Source organism: Nioella sp. MMSF_3534, from assembly GCF_030732985.1.
Taxonomy (GTDB): domain Bacteria; phylum Pseudomonadota; class Alphaproteobacteria; order Rhodobacterales; family Rhodobacteraceae; genus Nioella.
Genome location: NZ_JASHJX010000059.1, coordinates 1 through 19,575 on the forward strand (window position 1 = coordinate 1; position 19,575 = coordinate 19,575).

At 60.8% G+C, this 19,575-nt stretch carries 16 protein-coding genes; 13 read left to right on the plus strand and 3 right to left on the minus strand.

Going from position 1 to position 19,575, the window contains the following annotated elements:
* Positions 1-123: 123 nt before the first annotated feature.
* Positions 124-819 (minus strand): cyclic nucleotide-binding domain-containing protein, encoded by a 696-nt coding sequence (locus tag RBB16_RS18425; RefSeq protein ID WP_306047531.1) that lies wholly within the window; start codon positions 817-819, stop codon positions 124-126.
* Between the two features lie 255 nt (positions 820-1,074).
* Between RBB16_RS18425 and RBB16_RS18430 the strand changes: the two genes are divergently transcribed.
* The 11 genes from RBB16_RS18430 (at position 1,075) to RBB16_RS18480 (ending at position 14,627) form a co-directional block, all read left to right on the plus strand.
* On the plus strand, positions 1,075-2,484 hold the full coding sequence (locus tag RBB16_RS18430) for an MFS transporter (RefSeq protein WP_306047532.1): 1,410 nt from the start codon (positions 1,075-1,077) through the stop codon (positions 2,482-2,484).
* Between the two features lie 67 nt (positions 2,485-2,551).
* A complete protein-coding gene (locus RBB16_RS18435; RefSeq protein ID WP_306047533.1) occupies positions 2,552-3,949 on the plus strand; it encodes a NarK family nitrate/nitrite MFS transporter in 1,398 nt (465 codons plus the stop codon).
* A 59-nt stretch (positions 3,950-4,008) separates the two neighbouring features.
* Entirely contained in the window at positions 4,009-7,749 is a 3,741-nt protein-coding gene (locus RBB16_RS18440; protein WP_306047534.1) for a nitrate reductase subunit alpha, read from the plus strand.
* Positions 7,746-9,269 carry a nitrate reductase subunit beta gene (gene narH, locus RBB16_RS18445; RefSeq protein WP_306047535.1) on the plus strand — a complete coding sequence of 508 codons (1,524 nt, stop codon included), beginning with the start codon at positions 7,746-7,748 and terminating at the stop codon, positions 9,267-9,269. Before RBB16_RS18440 ends, narH begins: the two co-directional genes overlap by 4 nt.
* 1 nt (position 9,270) lies before the next feature.
* Complete coding sequence (narJ, locus tag RBB16_RS18450) at positions 9,271-9,993, plus strand: nitrate reductase molybdenum cofactor assembly chaperone (protein ID WP_306047536.1); 723 nt, start codon at positions 9,271-9,273, stop codon at positions 9,991-9,993.
* 12 nt (positions 9,994-10,005) lie between these two features.
* The gene (narI, locus tag RBB16_RS18455; protein WP_306047537.1) at positions 10,006-10,737 is read left to right on the plus strand and encodes a respiratory nitrate reductase subunit gamma; all 732 of its coding nucleotides are present in this window, start codon (positions 10,006-10,008) and stop codon (positions 10,735-10,737) included.
* 5 nt (positions 10,738-10,742) lie between these two features.
* On the plus strand, positions 10,743-11,540 hold the full coding sequence (locus RBB16_RS18460) for a peptidylprolyl isomerase (protein WP_306047538.1): 798 nt from the start codon (positions 10,743-10,745) through the stop codon (positions 11,538-11,540).
* A gap of 16 nt (positions 11,541-11,556) precedes the next feature.
* The gene (locus RBB16_RS18465; RefSeq protein ID WP_306047539.1) at positions 11,557-12,117 is read left to right on the plus strand and encodes a hemerythrin domain-containing protein; all 561 of its coding nucleotides are present in this window, start codon (positions 11,557-11,559) and stop codon (positions 12,115-12,117) included.
* 2 nt (positions 12,118-12,119) lie between these two features.
* The gene (locus RBB16_RS18470) at positions 12,120-12,737 is read left to right on the plus strand and encodes a carbonic anhydrase (protein WP_306047540.1); all 618 of its coding nucleotides are present in this window, start codon (positions 12,120-12,122) and stop codon (positions 12,735-12,737) included.
* On the plus strand, positions 12,734-14,005 hold the full coding sequence (glp, locus tag RBB16_RS18475) for a gephyrin-like molybdotransferase Glp (protein ID WP_306047541.1): 1,272 nt from the start codon (positions 12,734-12,736) through the stop codon (positions 14,003-14,005). The genes RBB16_RS18470 and glp overlap by 4 nt, the downstream gene beginning before the upstream one ends.
* A 19-nt stretch (positions 14,006-14,024) precedes the next feature.
* Entirely contained in the window at positions 14,025-14,627 is a 603-nt protein-coding gene (locus tag RBB16_RS18480) for a DUF2478 domain-containing protein (protein WP_306047542.1), read from the plus strand.
* A gap of 166 nt (positions 14,628-14,793) precedes the next feature.
* On the opposite strand, the gene RBB16_RS18485 is transcribed toward RBB16_RS18480, so the two are convergent.
* On the minus strand, positions 14,794-15,903 hold the full coding sequence (locus RBB16_RS18485) for a saccharopine dehydrogenase family protein (protein WP_306047543.1): 1,110 nt from the start codon (positions 15,901-15,903) through the stop codon (positions 14,794-14,796).
* A gap of 107 nt (positions 15,904-16,010) precedes the next feature.
* Positions 16,011-16,505 carry an Lrp/AsnC family transcriptional regulator gene (locus RBB16_RS18490; protein ID WP_306047544.1) on the minus strand — a complete coding sequence of 165 codons (495 nt, stop codon included), beginning with the start codon at positions 16,503-16,505 and terminating at the stop codon, positions 16,011-16,013.
* Positions 16,506-16,777: 272 nt separating this feature from the next.
* Here RBB16_RS18490 and RBB16_RS18495 point away from each other — a divergent pair, with 272 nt between their 5' ends.
* Positions 16,778-18,535: a hypothetical protein gene (locus tag RBB16_RS18495; protein WP_306047545.1), complete on the plus strand. Its 1,758-nt coding sequence runs from the start codon at positions 16,778-16,780 to the stop codon at positions 18,533-18,535.
* Between the two features lie 23 nt (positions 18,536-18,558).
* Positions 18,559-19,554 (plus strand): SUMF1/EgtB/PvdO family nonheme iron enzyme, encoded by a 996-nt coding sequence (locus RBB16_RS18500; protein WP_306047546.1) that lies wholly within the window; start codon positions 18,559-18,561, stop codon positions 19,552-19,554.
* Positions 19,555-19,575 lie beyond the last annotated feature (21 nt).

Below are 19,575 nucleotides of genomic sequence, written 5' to 3' on the forward strand. Positions count from 1 at the left end.
TATCATCAACGGTCGAAAGAGGACCAAACCCTGAACAGAGCTACCCTATGAACGCGGACTCAAAGGGGAGCAGGTCACCTATTGTTCGTGTGGAGATTGGTTCGAATTCGTCTAACGCTGCCTCTACGTGGAATGGTCGTCGATAAGCGGGGTGGGTTTGGCGAAACGTGCCAAGTCTTCGGTGTCCGTGATCTTGATATGGTTGCCGTGGACCCGCACGCCGTAAGGCTCCAGCCCCTTGAATGCGCGGCTCAGATTTTCCGGGGTCATTCCCAGAAAGGAGGCCAAGCGCCGTTTTTCCATGGTCAGGTCGAAGGCGTCAGACCCCGTTCGCCATCTCTGGCGCAGCAAGTAGTTCGCCAGTCTTTCCAATGATGTCCGCAGTTTGAGGTCCTTGGTGTTCTTCACGACGGCGCGGTAGCATTGTGAAAGCTCGGTCACGATCGCCCGCGCGAACGCACCATCTTTCTCGAATACATTTCGCACATCTTCGGAGGGTAGAAGGATGATCCTGCTCTTTTCCAATGTCCGTGCAGACATCAGGTAGGGCGCATCCTTGATGGTGGCCGCAAGAATGAATGTGCTGACAGGGCGCACGGTCGCCAAGCTGGTTTCCCTGCCGTTCCATGATGAAAACAGGTCGACGGAGCCGGACATGACGACGTGCAGGAAGTCCGGGGTGTCCCCCTCGGTGATCAGATCGATCCGCGGCGGGAAATTCTGGACGTAGGACCCTCGCATGAGGGTTTCGAAATGCCCCTGATCCATATCGGCAAATAGGGCGAGGTCGCGCACTTCTTGTCGATACGACTCGGGCATGAACTGCGGGCGCCTCCTATTGTTGCGGGGGCCATCCTTTTCCTTCGCTTGATAAATGTCAAGTCGCCGATTGATGGCCGCCTCTTGCCGGATTGATTGACCGCCCGCACTGACATGATGAATATCTGTAAGTCATTTATTTTGCTTAAGAATCGTCATTCTTTTGATCTGAATCAACTCTGGCCGCTCCGAAGGGCTGCATGTCTGCCGTAACCCGGAACAGCAGCAATGGCTGCACAAGGCGGAGGGGCCGCGATGGAACTTCAAAACAAGGCCACGGCGCTGTGGTCGAATTTCTTCAACGTAAAGATGGTGCAGATCAGAACCTTCCACATGACGTGGTTTGCGTTCTTCTCGTGCTTTTTTGCATGGTTCGGCATTGCGCCGCTGATGAGCGTTGTACGCGATGAGCTGGCACTGACGCCGAACCAGATCGGATGGGCGATAATCGGGTCTGTCTCGATGACCATTTTTGCCCGGCTGTTCATCGGCTGGCTCTGCGATCGCATCGGGCCGCGGAAATCCTACACGTGGCTGTTGTTGATCGGGTCCTTGCCGGTCATGGGGATCGGCCTTGCGCAGTCCTTTGAAACCTTCCTGCTGTTTCGCGTCCTGATCGGCGGCATTGGGGCTGCGTTCGTTATCACGCAATACCACACCTCGGTCATGTTCGCGCCCAATGTGGTTGGCCAGGCAAATGCAACATCGGCGGGCTGGGGCAATCTGGGCGGGGGCGTCACGCAATTTGTCATGCCGCTTCTGTTTTCGGTCATGGTCATTGGGTTCGGCTTCTCCGAAGCGGTTGGCTGGCGCCTGTCCATGGTTGTGGTCGGTGTCATCATCTTCCTGACCGGGATCGCCTATTATTTTCTGACCCAGGACGCGCCAGACGGCAATTTCGATGACCTGCGCGCGCAGGGCAGCATGGAAGAAAAGAAAAAAGTCACCGGCAACTACATGCAGGCCCTCAGAGACCCGCGGGTTTGGGTACTGTTCGTGATCTACGGCGCCTGTTTCGGCATCGAGCTGACGGTAAACAACGTCGCTGCGCTCTACTTCATGGACTACTTTGATCTGACCCTTGTGACAGCTGGTCTGGTTGCTGCTTCATTCGGCCTGATGAACCTGTTTGCCCGCACGATGGGCGGCCTGTTCGGTGACAACTTCGGATCGCTATGGGGCCTCAAGGGGCGGGCATTCTGGCTTTTCATCTGCTTGTTCTTCGAAGGCTGCGCTCTCATGGTCTTCAGCCAGATGCATGTGCTGTTCCTCGCGTTGCCGGCTCTGATCGTCTTTTCCCTGTTCACCCAGATGGCGGAAGGGGCAACCTATTCCGTCGTGCCCTTCATCAACAAGAAGGCTCTTGGGGCCGTCGCTGGCGTGGTTGGCGCGGGGGGCAACGCCGGGGCCGTGCTTGCAGGGTTCCTCTTCAAGAACGTGATCGACTGGTCCGAGGCCTTCTTCATCCTTGGCATGGTCGTCACCTGCGCCTCTTTCCTTGCGTTCTTCGTTCGCTTTTCGACCCGGCAGGAAGACGAGGAGCGCGCCAACTTCGCGGCGGCCAATATCGAGACGCTGCGGTTGCGAGCGCTCAAGGCCAATGCGGCCCTGGAAGAGGGCCTGACCGCAATCGCCAAGAAAAACGGGAACCAACCGGCCGAATGACACGAACCCGGCAGGCCGATGAGCGGCCCGCCACACATTCCATACGCCACCACGGGAGGACCCCATCATGGCGACCACCGCAACCCCATCTGCCAACAGCGGCTATCTGCTGACCGATTGGCGGCCGGAAGACCCGCAATTCTGGGAAAGCGAAGGCAAGCGCATCGCAACCCGCAACCTCTGGATTTCGATCCCCAACCTGCTTTTGGCCTTTTCGGTCTGGATGGTCTGGTCGGTCGTTGTCGCCAAGATGCCCGCGATCGGTTTCGACTTCTCCGTGGGCGAACGGTTCTGGCTTGCCGCTTTGCCCGGCCTTTCGGGCGCGACTCTGCGCATTTTCTACAGCTTCATGGTGCCCATCTTCGGGGGCCGCAAATGGACTGCCATCTCGACGGCCTCCCTGCTGCTGCCTGCGCTCGGGATCGGCTTTGCGGTGCAAAATCCCGACACGAGCTATGCCACTTTCCTGATCCTTGCCCTGATGTGCGGGTTCGGCGGTGGCAACTTCGCCTCCTCGATGGCGAATATTGCCTACTTCTATCCGAAGAAAACCAAGGGCAATGCGCTGGCGCTGAATGCCGGTCTGGGAAATCTCGGCGTATCGGTCATGCAGTTCGTGGTCCCGGTCGTCATAACAATGGGCGTGTTTGGCGCAATCGGGGGCGATCCGCAGCAACTGTCCGATGGCGGTCAGTTGTTCATTCAGAACGCAGGCTTCATCTGGGTGCCGTTCCTGGCCGTCAGTGCAATCGCCGCATGGTTCGGGATGAACGATATTGCCGATGCGAAGTCGTCTTTCTCGGAGCAGTCCGTGATTTTCAGCCGCAAGCACAACTGGATCATGTGCGTGCTCTATACCGGTACATTCGGCAGCTTCATCGGCTATGCGGCTGGCTTCCCTTTGTTGATGCGCACCCAGTTCCCGGAAGTTGATGTGCTGAGATATGCCTTTCTCGGACCGCTTGTCGGCGCGTTGAGCCGGGCGGCGACGGGCTGGATCTCTGACAAATTCGGTGGCGGGCGCGTAACTTTCTGGACCTTCGTTGCCATGATCGTGGCGGTTTTCGGGGTGTTGCAGTTCCTGCCCTCCGAGGCGTCGCCCGGCGGCAATTTCTGGGGCTTCTTCGCCTGCTTCATGGCACTGTTTTTCCTGACCGGCGTTGGCAACGCGTCGACCTTCCAGATGATCCCGTCGATCATGAAACAGGAAGTCCCGCGTCTGATGCCGACCCTCGACGCTGGCGCCCTGCAGAAGCAGACCGAAATGGAAAGCGCGGCGATCATCGCCTTCACCTCGGCCATCGCAGCCTACGGTGCCTTCTTCATCCCCAAGCTCTACGGCACGTCCATAGCCATGACGGGGGCCCCCAATGGTGCCTTGTGGGCGTTCCTTGGCTTCTACGCCGTCTGTGCCGCGATCTGCTGGATCTTCTACAGCCGCAAATCCGCACCTGTTCCCTGCTGAGCCAGACGGGCCTGCCGCGCCGCCTGGGTGGCGCGGCCACCGAATTTAGGAGAGAAACCATGAGCCACCTGCTCGACAGATTGAACTTCCTTCAGTCAAGGGAAACTGACCAATTCTCGAATGGCCACGGTCAGGTCACGCGCGAAAACCGCGACTGGGAAGAGACCTACCGCAACCGCTGGCGGCACGACAAGGTTGTGCGCTCGACCCATGGAGTGAACTGCACCGGGTCGTGCAGCTGGAAAATCTATGTGAAATCCGGGATCGTGACTTGGGAAACCCAGCAGACGGACTACCCGCGCACACGCGCCGATCTGCCCAACCACGAACCGCGCGGCTGTGCGCGGGGGGCGTCCTACAGCTGGTATCTCTATTCTGCCAATCGGGTGAAGAACCCGCTCGTGCGTGGCCGCCTGATGAAGGCCTGGCGCAAGCTGCGCGAGACGATGGAGCCGATCGAAGCCTGGACGACGCTTCAGGCCGATCCGATCCTTCGCGCATCCTATGTGGAAACCCGCGGCAAGGGCGGCTTCGTCCGCGCCACATGGGACGAAGCGACCGAGATCACGGCCGCGGCCAACGCCTACACCGCCAAGACCTATGGCCCTGACCGCGTGTTCGGCTTTTCGCCGATTCCCGCGATGTCGATGGTCAGCTACGCTGCCGGGTCGCGGTATCTGTCCCTGATGGGTGGCGTCTGCATGTCATTCTACGACTGGTATTGCGACCTGCCGCCCGCCTCGCCCATGACCTGGGGCGAACAGACGGACGTGCCCGAAAGCGCCGATTGGTACAATTCCGGCTACCTGCTCCTTTGGGGGTCCAACGTGCCGCAGACGCGCACGCCGGACGCGCATTTCTACACTGAGGCACGCTACAAGGGCACCAGGTCCGCCGTCATCTGCCCCGACTATTCCGAGGCCGCCAAGTTCGGCGATGTCTGGTTGAACGCCAAGCAGGGCACCGATGCCGCCCTTGCCATGGCTTTTGGCCACGTGATCCTGCGCGAGTTCCATCTGGACCGTCAGGCGGAGTATTTCGAGGACTACACCCGCAAGTACTCGGACTTCCCGATGCTGGTCAGGTTGGATGAGAAGAACGGAAAGCTTGTGCCGGGGCGTTTCCTGAGGGCCGACGATCTGGACGGCAAACTGGGCGAAGACAACAACCCCGAATGGAAGACCGTCGCTTTTGATGAGGTCTCTCAGGCCCTCGTCGCGCCCAACGGGTCCGTCGGTTATCGTTGGGGCGAAGACGGCGAGTGGAACCTCGAAGAAAAGGCAAACGCGGTCGAGACGAAACTCAAGATGAGCTTTGTTCTCGAAGAGGATCATGATGCCATCCTGGGGGTCGATTTTCCCTATTTCGGGGGCGAGGCCTTTGGCCAGTTCAAGACAGATGCCGATCACCCCGACATCCTGACCCGCAACATCCCGGTCAAGAAGATCCAAACCGCCGAAGGCGAGATCGCCGTCGCCACGGTGTTCGATCTCTTCTGCGCCAACTATGGGCTGGACCGGGGTCTGGGCGGTGACTGGGTCACCTCCGACTATGCAAATGACATGCCCGGCACGCCCGCTTGGGCCGAAAAGATCACGGGTGTTCCGGCCGACAAGATCATCCACGTGGCCCGTGGCTTTGCCGACAACGCTGAGAAGACCAACGGCAAGTCGATGATCATCATCGGGGCCGCTATGAACCACTGGTTCCACATGGACATGAACTATCGCGGTGTCATCAACATGCTGGTGATGTGCGGTTGTGTCGGGCAATCCGGTGGCGGTTGGGCCCACTACGTGGGGCAGGAGAAACTGCGCCCGCAAACCGGCTGGCAACCGCTGGCCTTCGCGCTGGACTGGAACCGTCCACCCCGGCACATGAACTCGACCTCTGCCTGGTACGCGCATACGGATCAATGGCGCTACGAGACCCTCAAGGCAGACGAAATCCTGTCACCCACAGCGCCCGAGGGCGATTGGGACATCTCCCTGATCGACTACAATATCCGGGCCGAGCGCATGGGGTGGCTGCCATCGGCACCGCAACTCAAGACCAACCCGCTTGAGGTTGCAAAGGCGGCAAAGGCGGCGGGCAAGGAGATTCCGGCATATGTGGCCGAGACCCTGAAATCCGGCGATCTGGAAATGTCCTGCGAGGATCCGGACAATCCCGCCAACTGGCCGCGCAACCTGTTTGTCTGGCGGTCCAACCTGTTGGGGTCCTCGGGCAAGGGGCATGAATATTTTCTCAAGCACCTTCTGGGCACCGATCACGGTGTGATGGGCAAGGATCTTGGCCAGGATGGCGGCCAATTGCCGAAAGAGGCCAAGTGGCACGATCAGGCGCCGCGCGGCAAACTGGACCTGCTGGTGACCATCGACTTCCGGATGAGCACGACCTGCGTCTATTCCGACATCGTTCTGCCAACGGCCAGCTGGTACGAAAAGGACGACATGAACACGTCGGACATGCATCCGTTCATCCACCCGCTGCAAGCGGCGGTGGATCCGGCCTACGAGTCCAAGTCCGACTGGGAAATCTTCAAGGCGATTGCCAGGAAATTCCAGGAAATCGCGCCCGGTTATCTGGGCAAGGAAACGGATATCGTCGCGCTGCCGATCCTGCACGACACCCCTGCGGAGATCGCGCAGGACCAGGTGAAGGACTGGAAAAAAGGCGAATGCGATCTGATCCCGGGCAGGACCGCCCCTGCGTTCTTAGCGGTCGAGCGGGACTATACCGCGATCTACGACCGTTTCACGGCGCTTGGGCCGATGCTCGACAAGTTGGGCAATGGCGGCAAGGGCATCACCTGGAATACCCAGGACGAGATCGACAACCTGTCGGCCCTGAACGGTGTGCAGCTGGAGGGTGCCGCGGCGGGCAGGCCCAGGATCGAAACGGCGATTGATGCCTGCGAAGTCATTTTGATGCTGGCGCCCGAGACCAACGGCAATGTCGCCGTGAAGGCTTGGGAAGCGCTGGAAAAGGCCACCGGGCGGGACCACGCGCATCTGGCCGAGGGCGAGCATGGCAACAAGATCCGCTTTCACGACATCGCAGCTCAACCGCGCAAGATCATCTCCAGCCCCACTTGGTCGGGCATCGAGTCGGAGAAGGTCAGCTACAATGCGGGCTATACGAACGTTCATGAACTGATCCCGTGGCGCACCCTGACAGGGCGGCAACAGCTGTATCAGGATCACCTCTGGATGCGGGCGTTCGGCGAAGGCTTCATGTCCTACCGCCCGCCGGTCGATCTCAAGACGATCACCGCGACTGTGCAGGATGCGGGCGACGACCTCGTTCTGAACTTCATCACGCCGCACCAGAAATGGGGCATCCATTCCACCTATACCGATAACCTGCTGATGCTGACGCTGAACAGGGGCGGCCCGGTGATCTGGATCAGCGAGACCGACGCCAGGAGCGCCGGGATCGTGGATAACGATTGGGTAGAGCTTTACAACACCAACGGCGCCCTGACGGCGCGTGCGGTGGTCTCGCAGCGGATCAAGGACGGCACGACGTTCATGTATCACGCCCAAGAGAAGATCGTGAACACGCCGGGCTCGGAAAAGACCGGGCATCGCGGGGGGATCCACAATTCGGTGACCCGCGCGGTCCTGAAACCCACCCACATGATCGGCGGCTACGCCCAGCAATCCTATGGCTTCAACTACTACGGCACCGTGGGGGCCAACCGGGACGAATTCGTCGTCGTTCGCAAGATGAGACATGTGGACTGGCTCGACCGCGAAAAGAGCTGGGACGCATCTGCACAGGAGGCAGCAGAATGAGAATCCGCGCACAAATCGGCATGGTGCTGAATCTCGACAAATGCATCGGGTGCCACACCTGTTCCGTCACTTGCAAGAACGTGTGGACCAGCCGCGAGGGCGTCGAATACGCCTGGTTCAACAATGTCGAAACCAAGCCCGGCACCGGCTATCCGACCGATTGGGAAAACCAGGACCGCTGGAAAGGGGGGTGGGAACGCACCAGGGCGGGTAAACTGCAGCCCAAGCAGGGCAGCAAATGGCGCATTCTGTCCAACATCTTCGCCAACCCGGCCATGCCCGAGATCGACGATTACTACGAACCGTTCGATTTCGACTATGACCACCTGAAATCCGCCCCCGAGATGGAGGCATTCCCCACGGCGCGCCCCCGGTCGAAGATCACCGGCGAGCGGATCGAGAAGATCGAGAAAGGTCCGAACTGGGAGGAAATCCTGGGCGGCGAATTCTCCAAGCGGTCGCAGGACTACAACTTCGAGGGTATCCAGAAGGAGATCTACGGGGAGTACGAGAATACATTCATGATGTATCTGCCCCGGCTGTGCGAACACTGCCTGAACCCGGCCTGTGCCTCGTCCTGCCCGTCCGGGGCTATCTACAAGCGTGAAGAAGACGGCATCGTCCTGATCGACCAGGAAAAATGCCGTGGCTGGCGGATGTGCGTGTCGGGCTGCCCGTACAAGAAGATCTACTACAACTGGGAAAGCGGCAAATCCGAGAAATGCACCCTGTGCTATCCCCGGATCGAGAGCGGCAATCCGACGGTCTGTTCGGAAACCTGTGTCGGGCGCATTCGGTATCTGGGTGTCATGCTCTACGATGCCGACAAGATCGCAGAGGCCGCGAACATGGCGGACGCACAGGATCTCTACGATGCGCAACTGGGCGTGTTTCTCGACCCCAACGACCCTGTGGTGATCGAGACGGCCCGTGCCGATGGCATCCCGCAGGACTGGATCAAGGCGGCACAGGAAAGCCCGATCTGGAAGATGGCGATGGAGTGGAAGGTCGCCTTCCCGCTGCATCCCGAATACCGGACATTGCCGATGGTGTGGTACATCCCGCCGCTGTCCCCGATCCAGAATGCCGCCGAGGCGGGAACCATCGGGACAGAGGCCGGAATGCCGGACGTCAGGAACCTGCGCATTCCCGTCAGATACCTCGCCAACATGCTGACAGCAGGGGACGAAGCACCTGTGGTCACGGCCCTTGAACGGATGCTGGCGATGCGGTCCTACATGCGATCCAAGACGATCGAAGGCGTGGTTGACGAAGCCATTGCCGCTCGGGTCGGGCTTTCGGGCCGGGTGATCGAGGACATGTACAAGATCATGGCGCTGGCCGACTACGAAGACCGCTTTGTCATCCCCACCACGCATCGTGAACAGGTCGAGGAAGCCTATGACCTGCGCGGCGGCTGCGGGTTTACCGACACCAACGGCTGTTCCACCGGATCATCCGGCAAGTCGTTGTTCGGTGGCTCCAGAAAACCCCTCAAGATGCCGACGGAGGCGATGTGACATGGACCGTACACTGAAAGCCTTGTCGGTGATGCTGAGCTACCCGACCCGAGACCTGCAAAAGGCCATGCCGGAGATTGGCGGAATCCTGTCATCGGACACGCGTTTGACGGCCGCAACCCGGCGGGCGTTGCGCCCGCTGGTGGAGGAGCTGCGCACGCGCGACATCTATGAGCTGGAAGAACAGTTCGTTCTGCTCTTCGATCGCTCGCGCACCCTGTCGCTCAACCTGTTCGAACATGTGCACGGCGAAAGCCGTGACCGTGGCGGCGCGATGGTCTCCTTGATCGAGACATACAGGGCTAGCGGGTTTGATCCCGTGACATCCGAACTGCCGGACCACCTGCCTGTCTTGTTGGAATTCCTGTCCACGCGCCCTTCGTCCGAGGCACAGGATACTCTGGCGGACGCGGCGCATATCCTTGAGGCTCTGAACGCTCGGCTTGTCCGGCGCGAAAGCCCTTATGCCGCCGTGTTCGCCAGCCTTTTGCAACTTGTAGGTGTGAAGGCCGATCAGGAGGCTGTGGCGGAGATGCTCGCGCAGCCCGATGACGACCCCGCCGATCTGACGGCGCTGGACGAGGTTTGGGAGGAAAGCGAAGTGCTGTTCGGACCTGACCCCAATGCCGGATGTCCGCAAGTGCGCGACATGCTCGCCCGCATGGATATGCCACCAACCGCCACTGTACCCACGAGATCCGCGCCGAATGCGGCAGCGGAATGAGGGAGATGAAAGATGCATAACTTCCTGTTTGGACTCTACCCCTACATCGCCCTGTCCGTTTTGATTATCGGCTCGATCGCCCGGTACGAACGCGACCCGTTCACTTGGAAATCCTCGTCCAGCCAGTTGTTGCGGCGCAAGCAATTGGTGGTCGGATCAATCCTGTTTCATGTGGGCGTTTTGGTGATCTTTTTCGGCCATCTCATCGGCCTTCTGACACCGATCTGGCTGTTTGATGCGCTTGGTATCGGACATGGCACGAAGCAGGTTCTCGCCGTAGTGGCCGGTGGCATTGCGGGGGTCATGGCGCTGGTGGGGGGCGGGATGCTCATGCACCGCCGTTGGACCGACCCGCGGATTCGCCGAACATCAAGCTTTGCCGACAACGCGATCCTTGCCCTGCTTCTTGCGCAGCTTGTGTTGGGGTTGGGAACGATCTTCGTGTCGCTCCAGCATCTCGATGGCCACGAAATGACGACTTTCATGGCATGGGCACTTGGCATCGTGACCTTTCAGTCGGGCGCGGCGGATCACATCGCCGGGGCGGCACTGATCTTCAAGTTGCACATCTTTCTTGGCCTGACGATCTTTCTGGTCTTCCCGTTCACGCGGCTGGTTCACATCCTGTCGGGCTTTTCCGCGCCGATCAGGTATCTCTTGCGGCCGGGCTATCAAATCGTGCGCACCCGGCGCCAGAAGCCGCTGGCCGCATCTGACACCCCGAAATCGACACCGGCGGAGTAGAGCAGATGAACGCAGCCCTCTTTCCGGATCTGGTCGTCAACGGAGAGCGTGTCCCCCACGCCCTGGTTGCGGCCGAGACTCAGAACCAGACCGCGCCTGCAGGCAAACCCGGCATCGCCTGGCGCAAGGCGGCCAATGCAGTGGCAATCCGTACCCTGTTATTGCAAGAGGCGCGGTCGCGCCGCGTTGAAGCAGAACCATTGGAAGTCGGGCCGGGGCGCTTCGAGACACAGGAGGAGGCCCTGATCCGGGGCCTGCTCGACCAAGCGATTGATGTCGTTCCCCCGACCGAGGAGGACATCACCTCCGAATGGCTGAAAGACCCGACGCGCTTTCGTTCGCCGCCGCTTTGGGAAGTGTCACACATTCTATGCGCCTGCGATCCGCGCAACGAGGCGGATCGCGTCAAGGTTCAGGCCCGCGCGCAAGGGCTGCTTGCCCTCGTTCTCAGCGATCCCAAGAGCCTTCCCGCCATCGCTGCGCGCGAAAGCGATTGCGGGTCGAGGTCGTCGGGCGGCGCCTTGGGCCAGCTTGGCCCGAACGACACCGTGCCGGAGTTCGAGGCCGCGCTGCGTCAGCTTGCCGAAGGTGAGATTTCGCCAGAGCCGGTTCTCACCCGTCACGGCTATCACATCATCCGTATGGATGCGGTTGCCCTGGGGCGGGTCCTGCCATTCGAGGCCGTTCGCGACAGGATTGCCGAAGCGATGGAGAAAGCATCCTGGGCACGGCGGTCGAGGGCCTTCATCGCTCAGCTTGTCGAGGCCGCTGACATTCAAGGGGCAGATCTCAACACGGCCTGATCGGGAGAAGACGGCGATGAAAAAGCCATCTGAACGGCAGCGGAACGCGGCAAGGGGGGAAAGCTCCGGCGCCCGTCCATTGCATGGTCCGCTGGATTTCATCGCCGAAGATCATATGCGCGAACGGGAAGTCTGTGCGTTGATCGACCGGATCGTGGCCTCTGCATCCATGGAACAGGCCGACCTTGATCACGTGCTGGCATTCCTGGAGGCGGTGCTGCCGCAGCATCTGGCTGACGAGGAAATCGACCTGTTTCCATTGATGCTGAAACGGTGCGCGCCGGAAGATGAAATCGAAAAGGTGATCGACAGGCTTCAATCCGATCACGGTCATGCGCTTGCGGATGCGCCTGCGATTGCCGCGATCATTCAGGGCATTGGCGCAAGTCTCTCGAAGCCATCCCAATCGGATTGTGCGCTATTGTCGGACTTCGCCCACCATGCACGCCGCCACCTGATCCTCGAAAACGCGGTCATCCTCCCGATTGCCCGTGCAAGGCTCACCAAAAAAGACCTTCGGCTGATGGAACGGCACATGCTGGAGCGCCGTGGTCTCTCGTCGCCGCTCGGAGAATGAAAATGCTGAATGACCTTCTTGATCGCAATGCGACCTGGTCCGACCAAAAAAACCGCGATGAACCGGGCTATTTTGCGCGGTTGGCAACGCGGCAAACGCCAGAGTTCTTCTGGATTGGCTGCTCTGACAGCAGGGTGCCCGCAAATGTGGTCGCGGGTCTCGATCCCGGCGAGGTGTTCGTGCATCGCAACGTGGCGAATGTCATCCACTCGTCGGATATGAACATGCTTTCCGCCCTAGAGTTCGCTGTCGATGCGCTCAGGATTCGAGAGATCATTGTCTGCGGTCACTACGGGTGCGGCGGCGTCAAGGCCGCGACCGAAGACCTGCCACATGGCCTGGCGGATCACTGGCTGGAACCGATCCGGCGTCTTGCCCGTGCCTATGCCATTGATCTTGCTCAAATTGATGATCAAGAGGCGCGCCGCGACAGGCTTGCAGAGCTGAACGTCGTCGAAGGCGTGCGCCGTGTTGCTGAAACGCCAATCCTCCAACGGGCGTGGAAGAACCGCGTCAGCATAAGAGTTCATGGTCTGATCTATGGCTTGAAAGACGGCAGGCTTCGCGATCTGGATTGCACGGTCGGGCCGGGGCATTTCAATGCGGAGGCCGCGCAATGACCGTCATCCGGAAGATCGCGGGCACCGGCTGTGGGTGTGACGACATCGCGCGTCCTGGTTCGCTGATCAGCATCGACGAGGCGTTGTCCCGGATTGAGGGCCTGACACAGGCCGCCCCTGAGACCGAGCTTGTCACCTTGGCGCAAGCCGTCGGGCGCGTGCTGGCGCAGCCAGTACAATCGCGCGGGATGGTTCCGCCTTTTGACAATGCCGCGATGGACGGCTTTGCGATCCACACCGGCGACCTGTGCGGCGACGGGCCGTGGTCGCTTGCGATTGGCGGGCGTATTGCTGCGGGGCATCTCCCGCTCTGCGAGCTGCGTCGCAAAGAAGCGATTCAGGTTTTTACGGGCGCACCAGTGCCGAAAGGCGCAGATGCGGTCGTGATGCAGGAACAGGTGCTGCGCAGCGATACTCACATCCGTATGACCGGGCTGGTCAAGCCGGGCAGCAACATTCGCCGGGCCGGCGAGGACATGGCCATGGGGAGGATCGTCGTTCCGGCGGGGCGGTCCCTTTCACCGCGCGATATCGCTGCTTGCGCAGCCGCCGGGTACCAAGCGGTTCCCGTCATCAGGCGCATCCGCGCTGCACTTCTCGTAACCGGGGACGAGGTCGTTCAGCAGGGTCAAACGAGGGGCGCCGCGGCGATCTGGGATGTCAACACACCGATGCTGTCCGCAGCAATCGCGGCACCCGGAATTGATCTTTGCAGCATTCAGATTGCGGGTGACACGCGGCATGGGCTGCGCGCGCAGCTCGCGGAGCTTTCTCAGAGGGTGGACCTGATCGTAACGACCGGCGGAATATCGGTCGGCGAAGAAGATCACGTAAAGCCCGCCCTGTCAGATCTCTCTGCGCGTATTGCCTTCAGTGGCGTCGCGGTAAAGCCGGGTAAACCTGTGTCATTCGGACATGTCGGACGGGCGGCGTGGCTTGGATTGCCCGGCAATCCGCTATCCGCCTTCGTGACGTGGCAAATCTTCGGGGCAGCCCTTTGCAGGTCGCTTTCCGGGCAAACGCAGGGGGCGGTTCGCCGAAGACATGTCGTCTTGCAGCGCGTGCTGCATCACAATCCGGGGCGATGCGAACTTCGGCTGGCGGGCCTGACCGGCTTTGACAGCGCGGGGCGCGAGGTGGTCGATTTCGTCGATGCGACCCGTTCCGGCAGGGTTTCACAACTTCCGGACATGGACGGCCTGCTGTTCATTCCCGCCGAAACCGAGGACCTGCCCGGCGGGGCCTTGGTTGAATTCCACCCTTTTTGAGAGACGAGGACAGCACGACATGAACATCGCCTATACCATGGCACCGGGCAGAGGGGACACAGACCTGCTGCTATCCCGGTTGGCCACCACGCTCGCTTCGCAAGGGGTCAGATCCTGTGGCACGGTCCAGATAAACACCGATCGGGCCAGTGGACCCTGCGCCATGGATGTGCGTGTCCTGCCTGATGGGCCGGTTCTGCGCATTTCGCAGGATCTTGGATCAGCCTCGAAGGGATGCAGATTGGACCCCGCCGCATTGGAAACCGCCGTGGGCCTGGTAGAGGCGCGGCTCGGTCCTGATGTTGACCTCCTGGTCATCAACAAGTTCGGCAAGCATGAAGCCGAGGGGCGCGGCTTTCGAACCACCATCGCCCGTGCATTGGATCTTCAGATTCCGGTGCTCGTTGGGGTCAACTCTCTCAACTTGTCAGCATTCATTGAATTTGCCGGCAGCGAGGCTGTTCGTTTGGACCCATCCGACGACCCGATTTACGATTGGCTTGCGATGGCCATTGACCTGCCACCGAGCGTTCATCCCGCCGCGACAGAAGCCCGGTTGGGTTTGCGCCGATCGGCGCAGGTTGGGCCGTCGTCCGACGCGCGGAGTCATCATCTCGCATAGCGGGCGGTCGATAGCGGGGATCAGCGCTGTCGCATCCGGCCTTTGAAGCTTTCGACAAAGCCATCCTGCCCTGGGTCATCAATGCCGGGGCAGGTGCGGTCTGTGATACCATTCAACGGGAATGATACGCCGTGCGGCATGCAATCTCGGCCGGACGGGGCGTGTTTCAGGCGGCGCTGACCATTCGGGTCAGTTCCCCCTTGCCGTAGTAGCGGCCGAATTCGGTTTGCATGAAATCCTCAAGGTGCACGTCCTCTTGCCGGACAAAGCCTTGCGCGGGCAGCTTGCCCTGGCGCATCAGGTCCATCACGCCCGTCACGCCCGCCGCCGTGGTCAGCTGGATCGCGCCCCAGGTCTTGCCGTTCACCTGACCGGCCAGCGACTTGTTGACGAAGCTGCGTTCGCGGTATTCGCCGTCGATCCAACCCGTCGCGGTTGAGAAGATCAGCACCACATCCTGATCGGTTCGGGGCAGGGCGGTTTCGAAAATCTGGCCCATCAGGTCGCGGCGGCTTTCCAGTTGCAGGTCTTGCAGCAGCATCTTGACGATGGCGCGGTGACCGGGATAGCGGATCGTCCGGTAAGACACCTTTCGCGCTTTGCCCAACAGGGTTTCCGTCAGCGTGCCAAGCCCTCCCGATGTATTGAAACACTCGTAATCCACGCCGTCGAGGCCGAATTCCTCCAACGCTTCCAGTGGCGCGGCCTTGATCCGCTCGCCCCCCTCGATCACGTCGCAGGGGTTGCAGTATTCGTTGATCAGCCCGTCGGTGGACCAGGTCAGGTTATATTTCAGCGCATTGGTGGGGTAGAGCGGCAGCGCCCCCACCCGCAGCGCCAGCGTGTCGAGCTTGTCGAACTGCGCGGCCAGATGCGCGCCTGAAATGCCGACGAAGCCCGGCGCCAGCCCGCATTGCGGCATGAAGGCGGTTTTGCTGTCCTTCGCCAGCTCGCGCACGGCCTCGGTCGCGGCCACGTCCTCGGTCAGGTCGAAATAATGCGCGCCCGCGGCCTTGGCGGCGGCGGCGATGTTGGGGGTCAGGAAGAAGGGCGCGGCGCTGATCACCGCGTCGAACCCGTCGAACGTGCGTGTCAGAGCGGCCTGATCCCCGGCATCGGCCTGTGCCACCTTGAACCCCGCCTGCTGGAAAGGCGCGAGATTCGCGAATTCGGAATCGACGATTGTGACGGAATAGGTGGGCGATGCTTTCAGAAGTTCGGCAATCATTGTGCCGATCTTCCCTGCCCCCACGATGCAAACGTTCCAGTTGCGCACGATCTTGCCTCCTGCTTCGGGTCCTTTTCCAAAGCCTGAGGCAGGACGTATCGTGTCGTCCTCTGCCGAATGTTCGCGGATCGGGAGTTTTCCGGCAAAATGACGGGTCAGCCAGCGTCGAGTGTCGACATGGCCTGCATCTGGCGGAAAATCCGCTCTGCCGTCTCGTCTGATCGGCGGTCGATGCGGCGTCCGAAGACCACGGATGTTGTGGTGCGGACGACTCCGGGGATCTCTCCGATCTCGTCGATCAGGATGTCGAGGTCTTCCACCCGCGGGGCCTCTGCCGACAGGAACAGGTCGAACTCTCCATTGATTGAGAAAACAACTTGAATTTCCGGGTATGTGTTCAGTCTTTGCAAGACCTTGCGCGTATCCTGCTGACGGATTTCCAGCATCATCAGGATCTGCACGGTTTCCTCGCCGGGATTGCGGGAAAGCACAACGGAATAGCCTGCGATGGTGCCATCCTTTTCCATCCGGGCAATGCGTTCATGCACCGTGGACCGGGCCACGCCAAGCGCTTGCGCGATATTGGAAGTGGATTCGCGCGCGTTGCGCTGAAGTTCCCGTATGATCCGCTTGTCGAGTGTGTCGCGCATGCAATTTGCCATCTCAGCCGATGAAATGCCGGAAAACTGACGAGTTTCACCGAAATGTCAATGCCTTTGGCGACAATGGTAAGGGGATGCCGGGGAACTTGATCCTCACGCATTCGTGAGGTGGGCATCCCCGCAAAGTCATGGAATGCTGCCATTGCGCGGCGACGGGATTCGTTGCAGCATAAAGACTCGGAAAATCAAGGCTGTTATGGATCGGGACGGGGTCCGATAGCTGCCGGGGACCGGACTTTTTGGAGCTGGAATTAGACGGAATGACATTCACAGGACATCGCGCGCTGACGGCGGCCGGGCTTTCGGCCCTTCTATTCACATTGTCGGGCCCCGCCCTTGCCAACGGTATAGGCTTGCCCGACGAAGAGACGCTTGCCGCGCAGATGGAGGTCTATAACTCCGACGCGCCGGGGTCGATCTACGCCTTGCAACCGTTCCGCAACGAAATGACCCTGACCGGGGATGACGGTCTGGAGGTCACCCTGACCTCCATGAACCCGATGGTGAACGCATGGTTCATCCTGCGTGTGGATAGCGATGAGATGTCCCGCCCGCGTTATTATCACCTGGAAAACGCCGCGCCGGATTTCTGGCAGATCTCGCTGGAGATGGATGGCGACGATCCGATGATCCTGATCGAGAATGACGGGGATGAGGTCGAATGCGCCCCTTGGGACGGCCGCAACCCGGAGCTGGAGGAGGCCCGCGCAGAACCGTTGCCCTACGCGCCGATCTGCGACAGCACCATGTATCTGCGCAACCGCGTGTCCGGGTCGCGCACCACGCGCGAGGCGATTGCCGAATTCCTGCGCGAGAACGTGCTCTTTGGCGATTCCATCGTGAACCTGATCAAGGGAACGCTGTTCCGCGACGCCTATCTGGAAAGCTCTGACGAAGCCGAATCCGAAGATCCCGGCGCAGTTGTCGAAGCGCTTGGCCAGGCCAATCTGGGTCGCTTCCCGGTGATGCGCGCGGCCCCCGGTTTCGACCTTGTGGGTGCAGAAGGCGGCATGGAGGCGGGCAGTTGGTACCAGGTGGAAGATGCGCCCGGCATCTACGCCAGCATGATGCAGCCCGGCATGATCAGCGACGAGATCCTGAACCGCTCGGGCGAGACCAACTGGCTCGACGGGGTGGAACGCGGCGCCAATGTCTATCTGGTCGCCTTCGACATGCGCGAGTTCGAAATCGGGTATGAGCTTGGCACCGATCACCCCGGTTTCGAATGGTCCTCCCGCCCGCACGGGGCCGGGCGCGACTGGTCGATCCCCGGACCTGACGGCATCAGTTCCCCCGATCCGCTGGTGATGGTGGGCATGCTCAGCCCCTCGCTGACCGACCGGGTCGCGGCGACCTTTACCGGGGGCTACAAGCGGGATCATGGCGCGTTCCGCTACGGGGATATGGCGACCTTCAATCACGGACATCACTACGGGTTCCTCGTCAACGGCACGGTGCTGAGCCGCTTGTGGCCGGGCCTGTCGACCATCTATGTCACCAATGACGGCACCTTCGGCATGACCACCTGGTCAGAGGAGCTGAACGAGGAACTGCTGCCGCATCTGCGCTTTGCCCGCCAGAACGGGGTGCCCCTGATCAACCCCGATCCGGAAACCGGCGAAAGCGTACCCGGCGATCGTGTCACCCAATGGGGTGCAGGCAACTGGTCCGGTTCCGCCGATGCGCAACTGCGCACCCTGCGCGCCGGATCGTGTTTGCGCGAGGTCGATGGTCGCCAGTTCCTGATCTACGCCTATTTCTCGACCGCCACGCCCTCGGCCATGGCGCGAACGTTCCAGGCCTATCATTGCGACTATGCGATGCTGATGGACATGAACAGCCAGGAGCACACCTATATGGCGCTCTATCCCGAGACCGAGGATGACGACTGGATCGAGGCCGAACATCTGGTCAGCGGCATGAGCCATGTGGATCAGGACACGCGCAACGGCACGATCCCGCGTTTCGTGGGCTTCGCCGACAACCGTGACTTCTTCTACCTGCTGAGACGAGAGTAACCCCAAGCCCGAGGAGTGCCCCAATGAGAAATCTCACCCGAACCCTGATGGCCCTTGTTCTTGGCGTCATGGGCGCCGGGGCGGGGGGCGCTCAGACGTTGCAGGAGCTCAACGAACAGATGTTCCAGCAGATGCGGGAGGTGCGCGGCGTGTCGAACGCCGAGCTTCGGCGCATCCGCGAAATCTTTGCAGGCTCCTCCTATATCGGGCAGGGCAATCCGGCGGTCACACGCCACGCCATGACACCCGAGGAGGCGGCGGCGCGGATCGGCGGGTCGGTTGCCAGCGTGCAGCAAAGCTATCGCAACGCCAGGTGGGAACGGATCTGCGGCGGGCCCTATCGCGCGCCGCTCTATGATCCCGCCACCGAAAGCCCCGAGGATGCCGAGGTTTGCGTGGATATGTTCGAATATCCCAACATCCCCATGGTCTATCCGGTGGTCTGGGTGCGCGCGAATGAGGCGCATATGCTCTGCGCGGCGGAAGGCGGCCGCATGGGCGACGCCCATGAATGGGAAGGGGCGGCGGCAGGTGCGCTGCTGGAGCCTGATTATCGCTTCGATCTGGGAAGCCCGCAGGCCATGCGCGCCTGGCACAACGCCCAGTGGGCGCATACCCGCAACACCTATAGCATCGGTCCCTGGCGGTCGGGGGTCTGTGCCACCGGCAGTTTCAAATCGGCCAGTTGTAATGGCGGCAGCTTCACGGGATGCGGGTCCAACACCTATCCGGCGGGATCGTTCCCGCAATGCCACAGCCCGCTTGGCGCCTATGACATCGACGGCAATGCGGCGGAGCATATGAACCTGCCGCTGTCGCCCGACCAGATGGCAAGCCGGGGGTCCACAACGCTCGGCGTGACCGAGATGAAGGGCAGCTGGTTCATCTGGGACACGGTGCGCGCGCATGAGCATTGGGCGCGCTGGCGGGCGCCGTTCTGGCATGGCAGCCGGGTGATGTCGCCGTCGAGCCATCGGAACTATCATCTGGGGTTCCGCTGTTTCCATGATGTGAACTGACGGGAAATGCGCCCTCAGCCG

Coding starts and splice junctions, on each gene's coding strand:
- RBB16_RS18460 (WP_306047538.1), top strand. CDS start 10,743: ATGAACGCAGCCCTCTTTCCGGATCTGGTCGTCAACGGAGAGCGTGTC.
- narJ (WP_306047536.1), top strand. CDS start 9,271: ATGGACCGTACACTGAAAGCCTTGTCGGTGATGCTGAGCTACCCGACC.
- RBB16_RS18490 (WP_306047544.1), bottom strand. CDS start 16,505: ATGCGCGACACACTCGACAAGCGGATCATACGGGAACTTCAGCGCAAC.
- narH (WP_306047535.1), top strand. CDS start 7,746: ATGAGAATCCGCGCACAAATCGGCATGGTGCTGAATCTCGACAAATGC.
- glp (WP_306047541.1), top strand. CDS start 12,734: ATGACCGTCATCCGGAAGATCGCGGGCACCGGCTGTGGGTGTGACGAC.
- RBB16_RS18465 (WP_306047539.1), top strand. CDS start 11,557: ATGAAAAAGCCATCTGAACGGCAGCGGAACGCGGCAAGGGGGGAAAGC.
- RBB16_RS18425 (WP_306047531.1), bottom strand. CDS start 819: ATGCCCGAGTCGTATCGACAAGAAGTGCGCGACCTCGCCCTATTTGCC.
- narI (WP_306047537.1), top strand. CDS start 10,006: ATGCATAACTTCCTGTTTGGACTCTACCCCTACATCGCCCTGTCCGTT.
- RBB16_RS18495 (WP_306047545.1), top strand. CDS start 16,778: ATGACATTCACAGGACATCGCGCGCTGACGGCGGCCGGGCTTTCGGCC.
- RBB16_RS18470 (WP_306047540.1), top strand. CDS start 12,120: ATGCTGAATGACCTTCTTGATCGCAATGCGACCTGGTCCGACCAAAAA.
- RBB16_RS18435 (WP_306047533.1), top strand. CDS start 2,552: ATGGCGACCACCGCAACCCCATCTGCCAACAGCGGCTATCTGCTGACC.
- RBB16_RS18500 (WP_306047546.1), top strand. CDS start 18,559: ATGAGAAATCTCACCCGAACCCTGATGGCCCTTGTTCTTGGCGTCATG.
- RBB16_RS18440 (WP_306047534.1), top strand. CDS start 4,009: ATGAGCCACCTGCTCGACAGATTGAACTTCCTTCAGTCAAGGGAAACT.
- RBB16_RS18480 (WP_306047542.1), top strand. CDS start 14,025: ATGAACATCGCCTATACCATGGCACCGGGCAGAGGGGACACAGACCTG.
- RBB16_RS18430 (WP_306047532.1), top strand. CDS start 1,075: ATGGAACTTCAAAACAAGGCCACGGCGCTGTGGTCGAATTTCTTCAAC.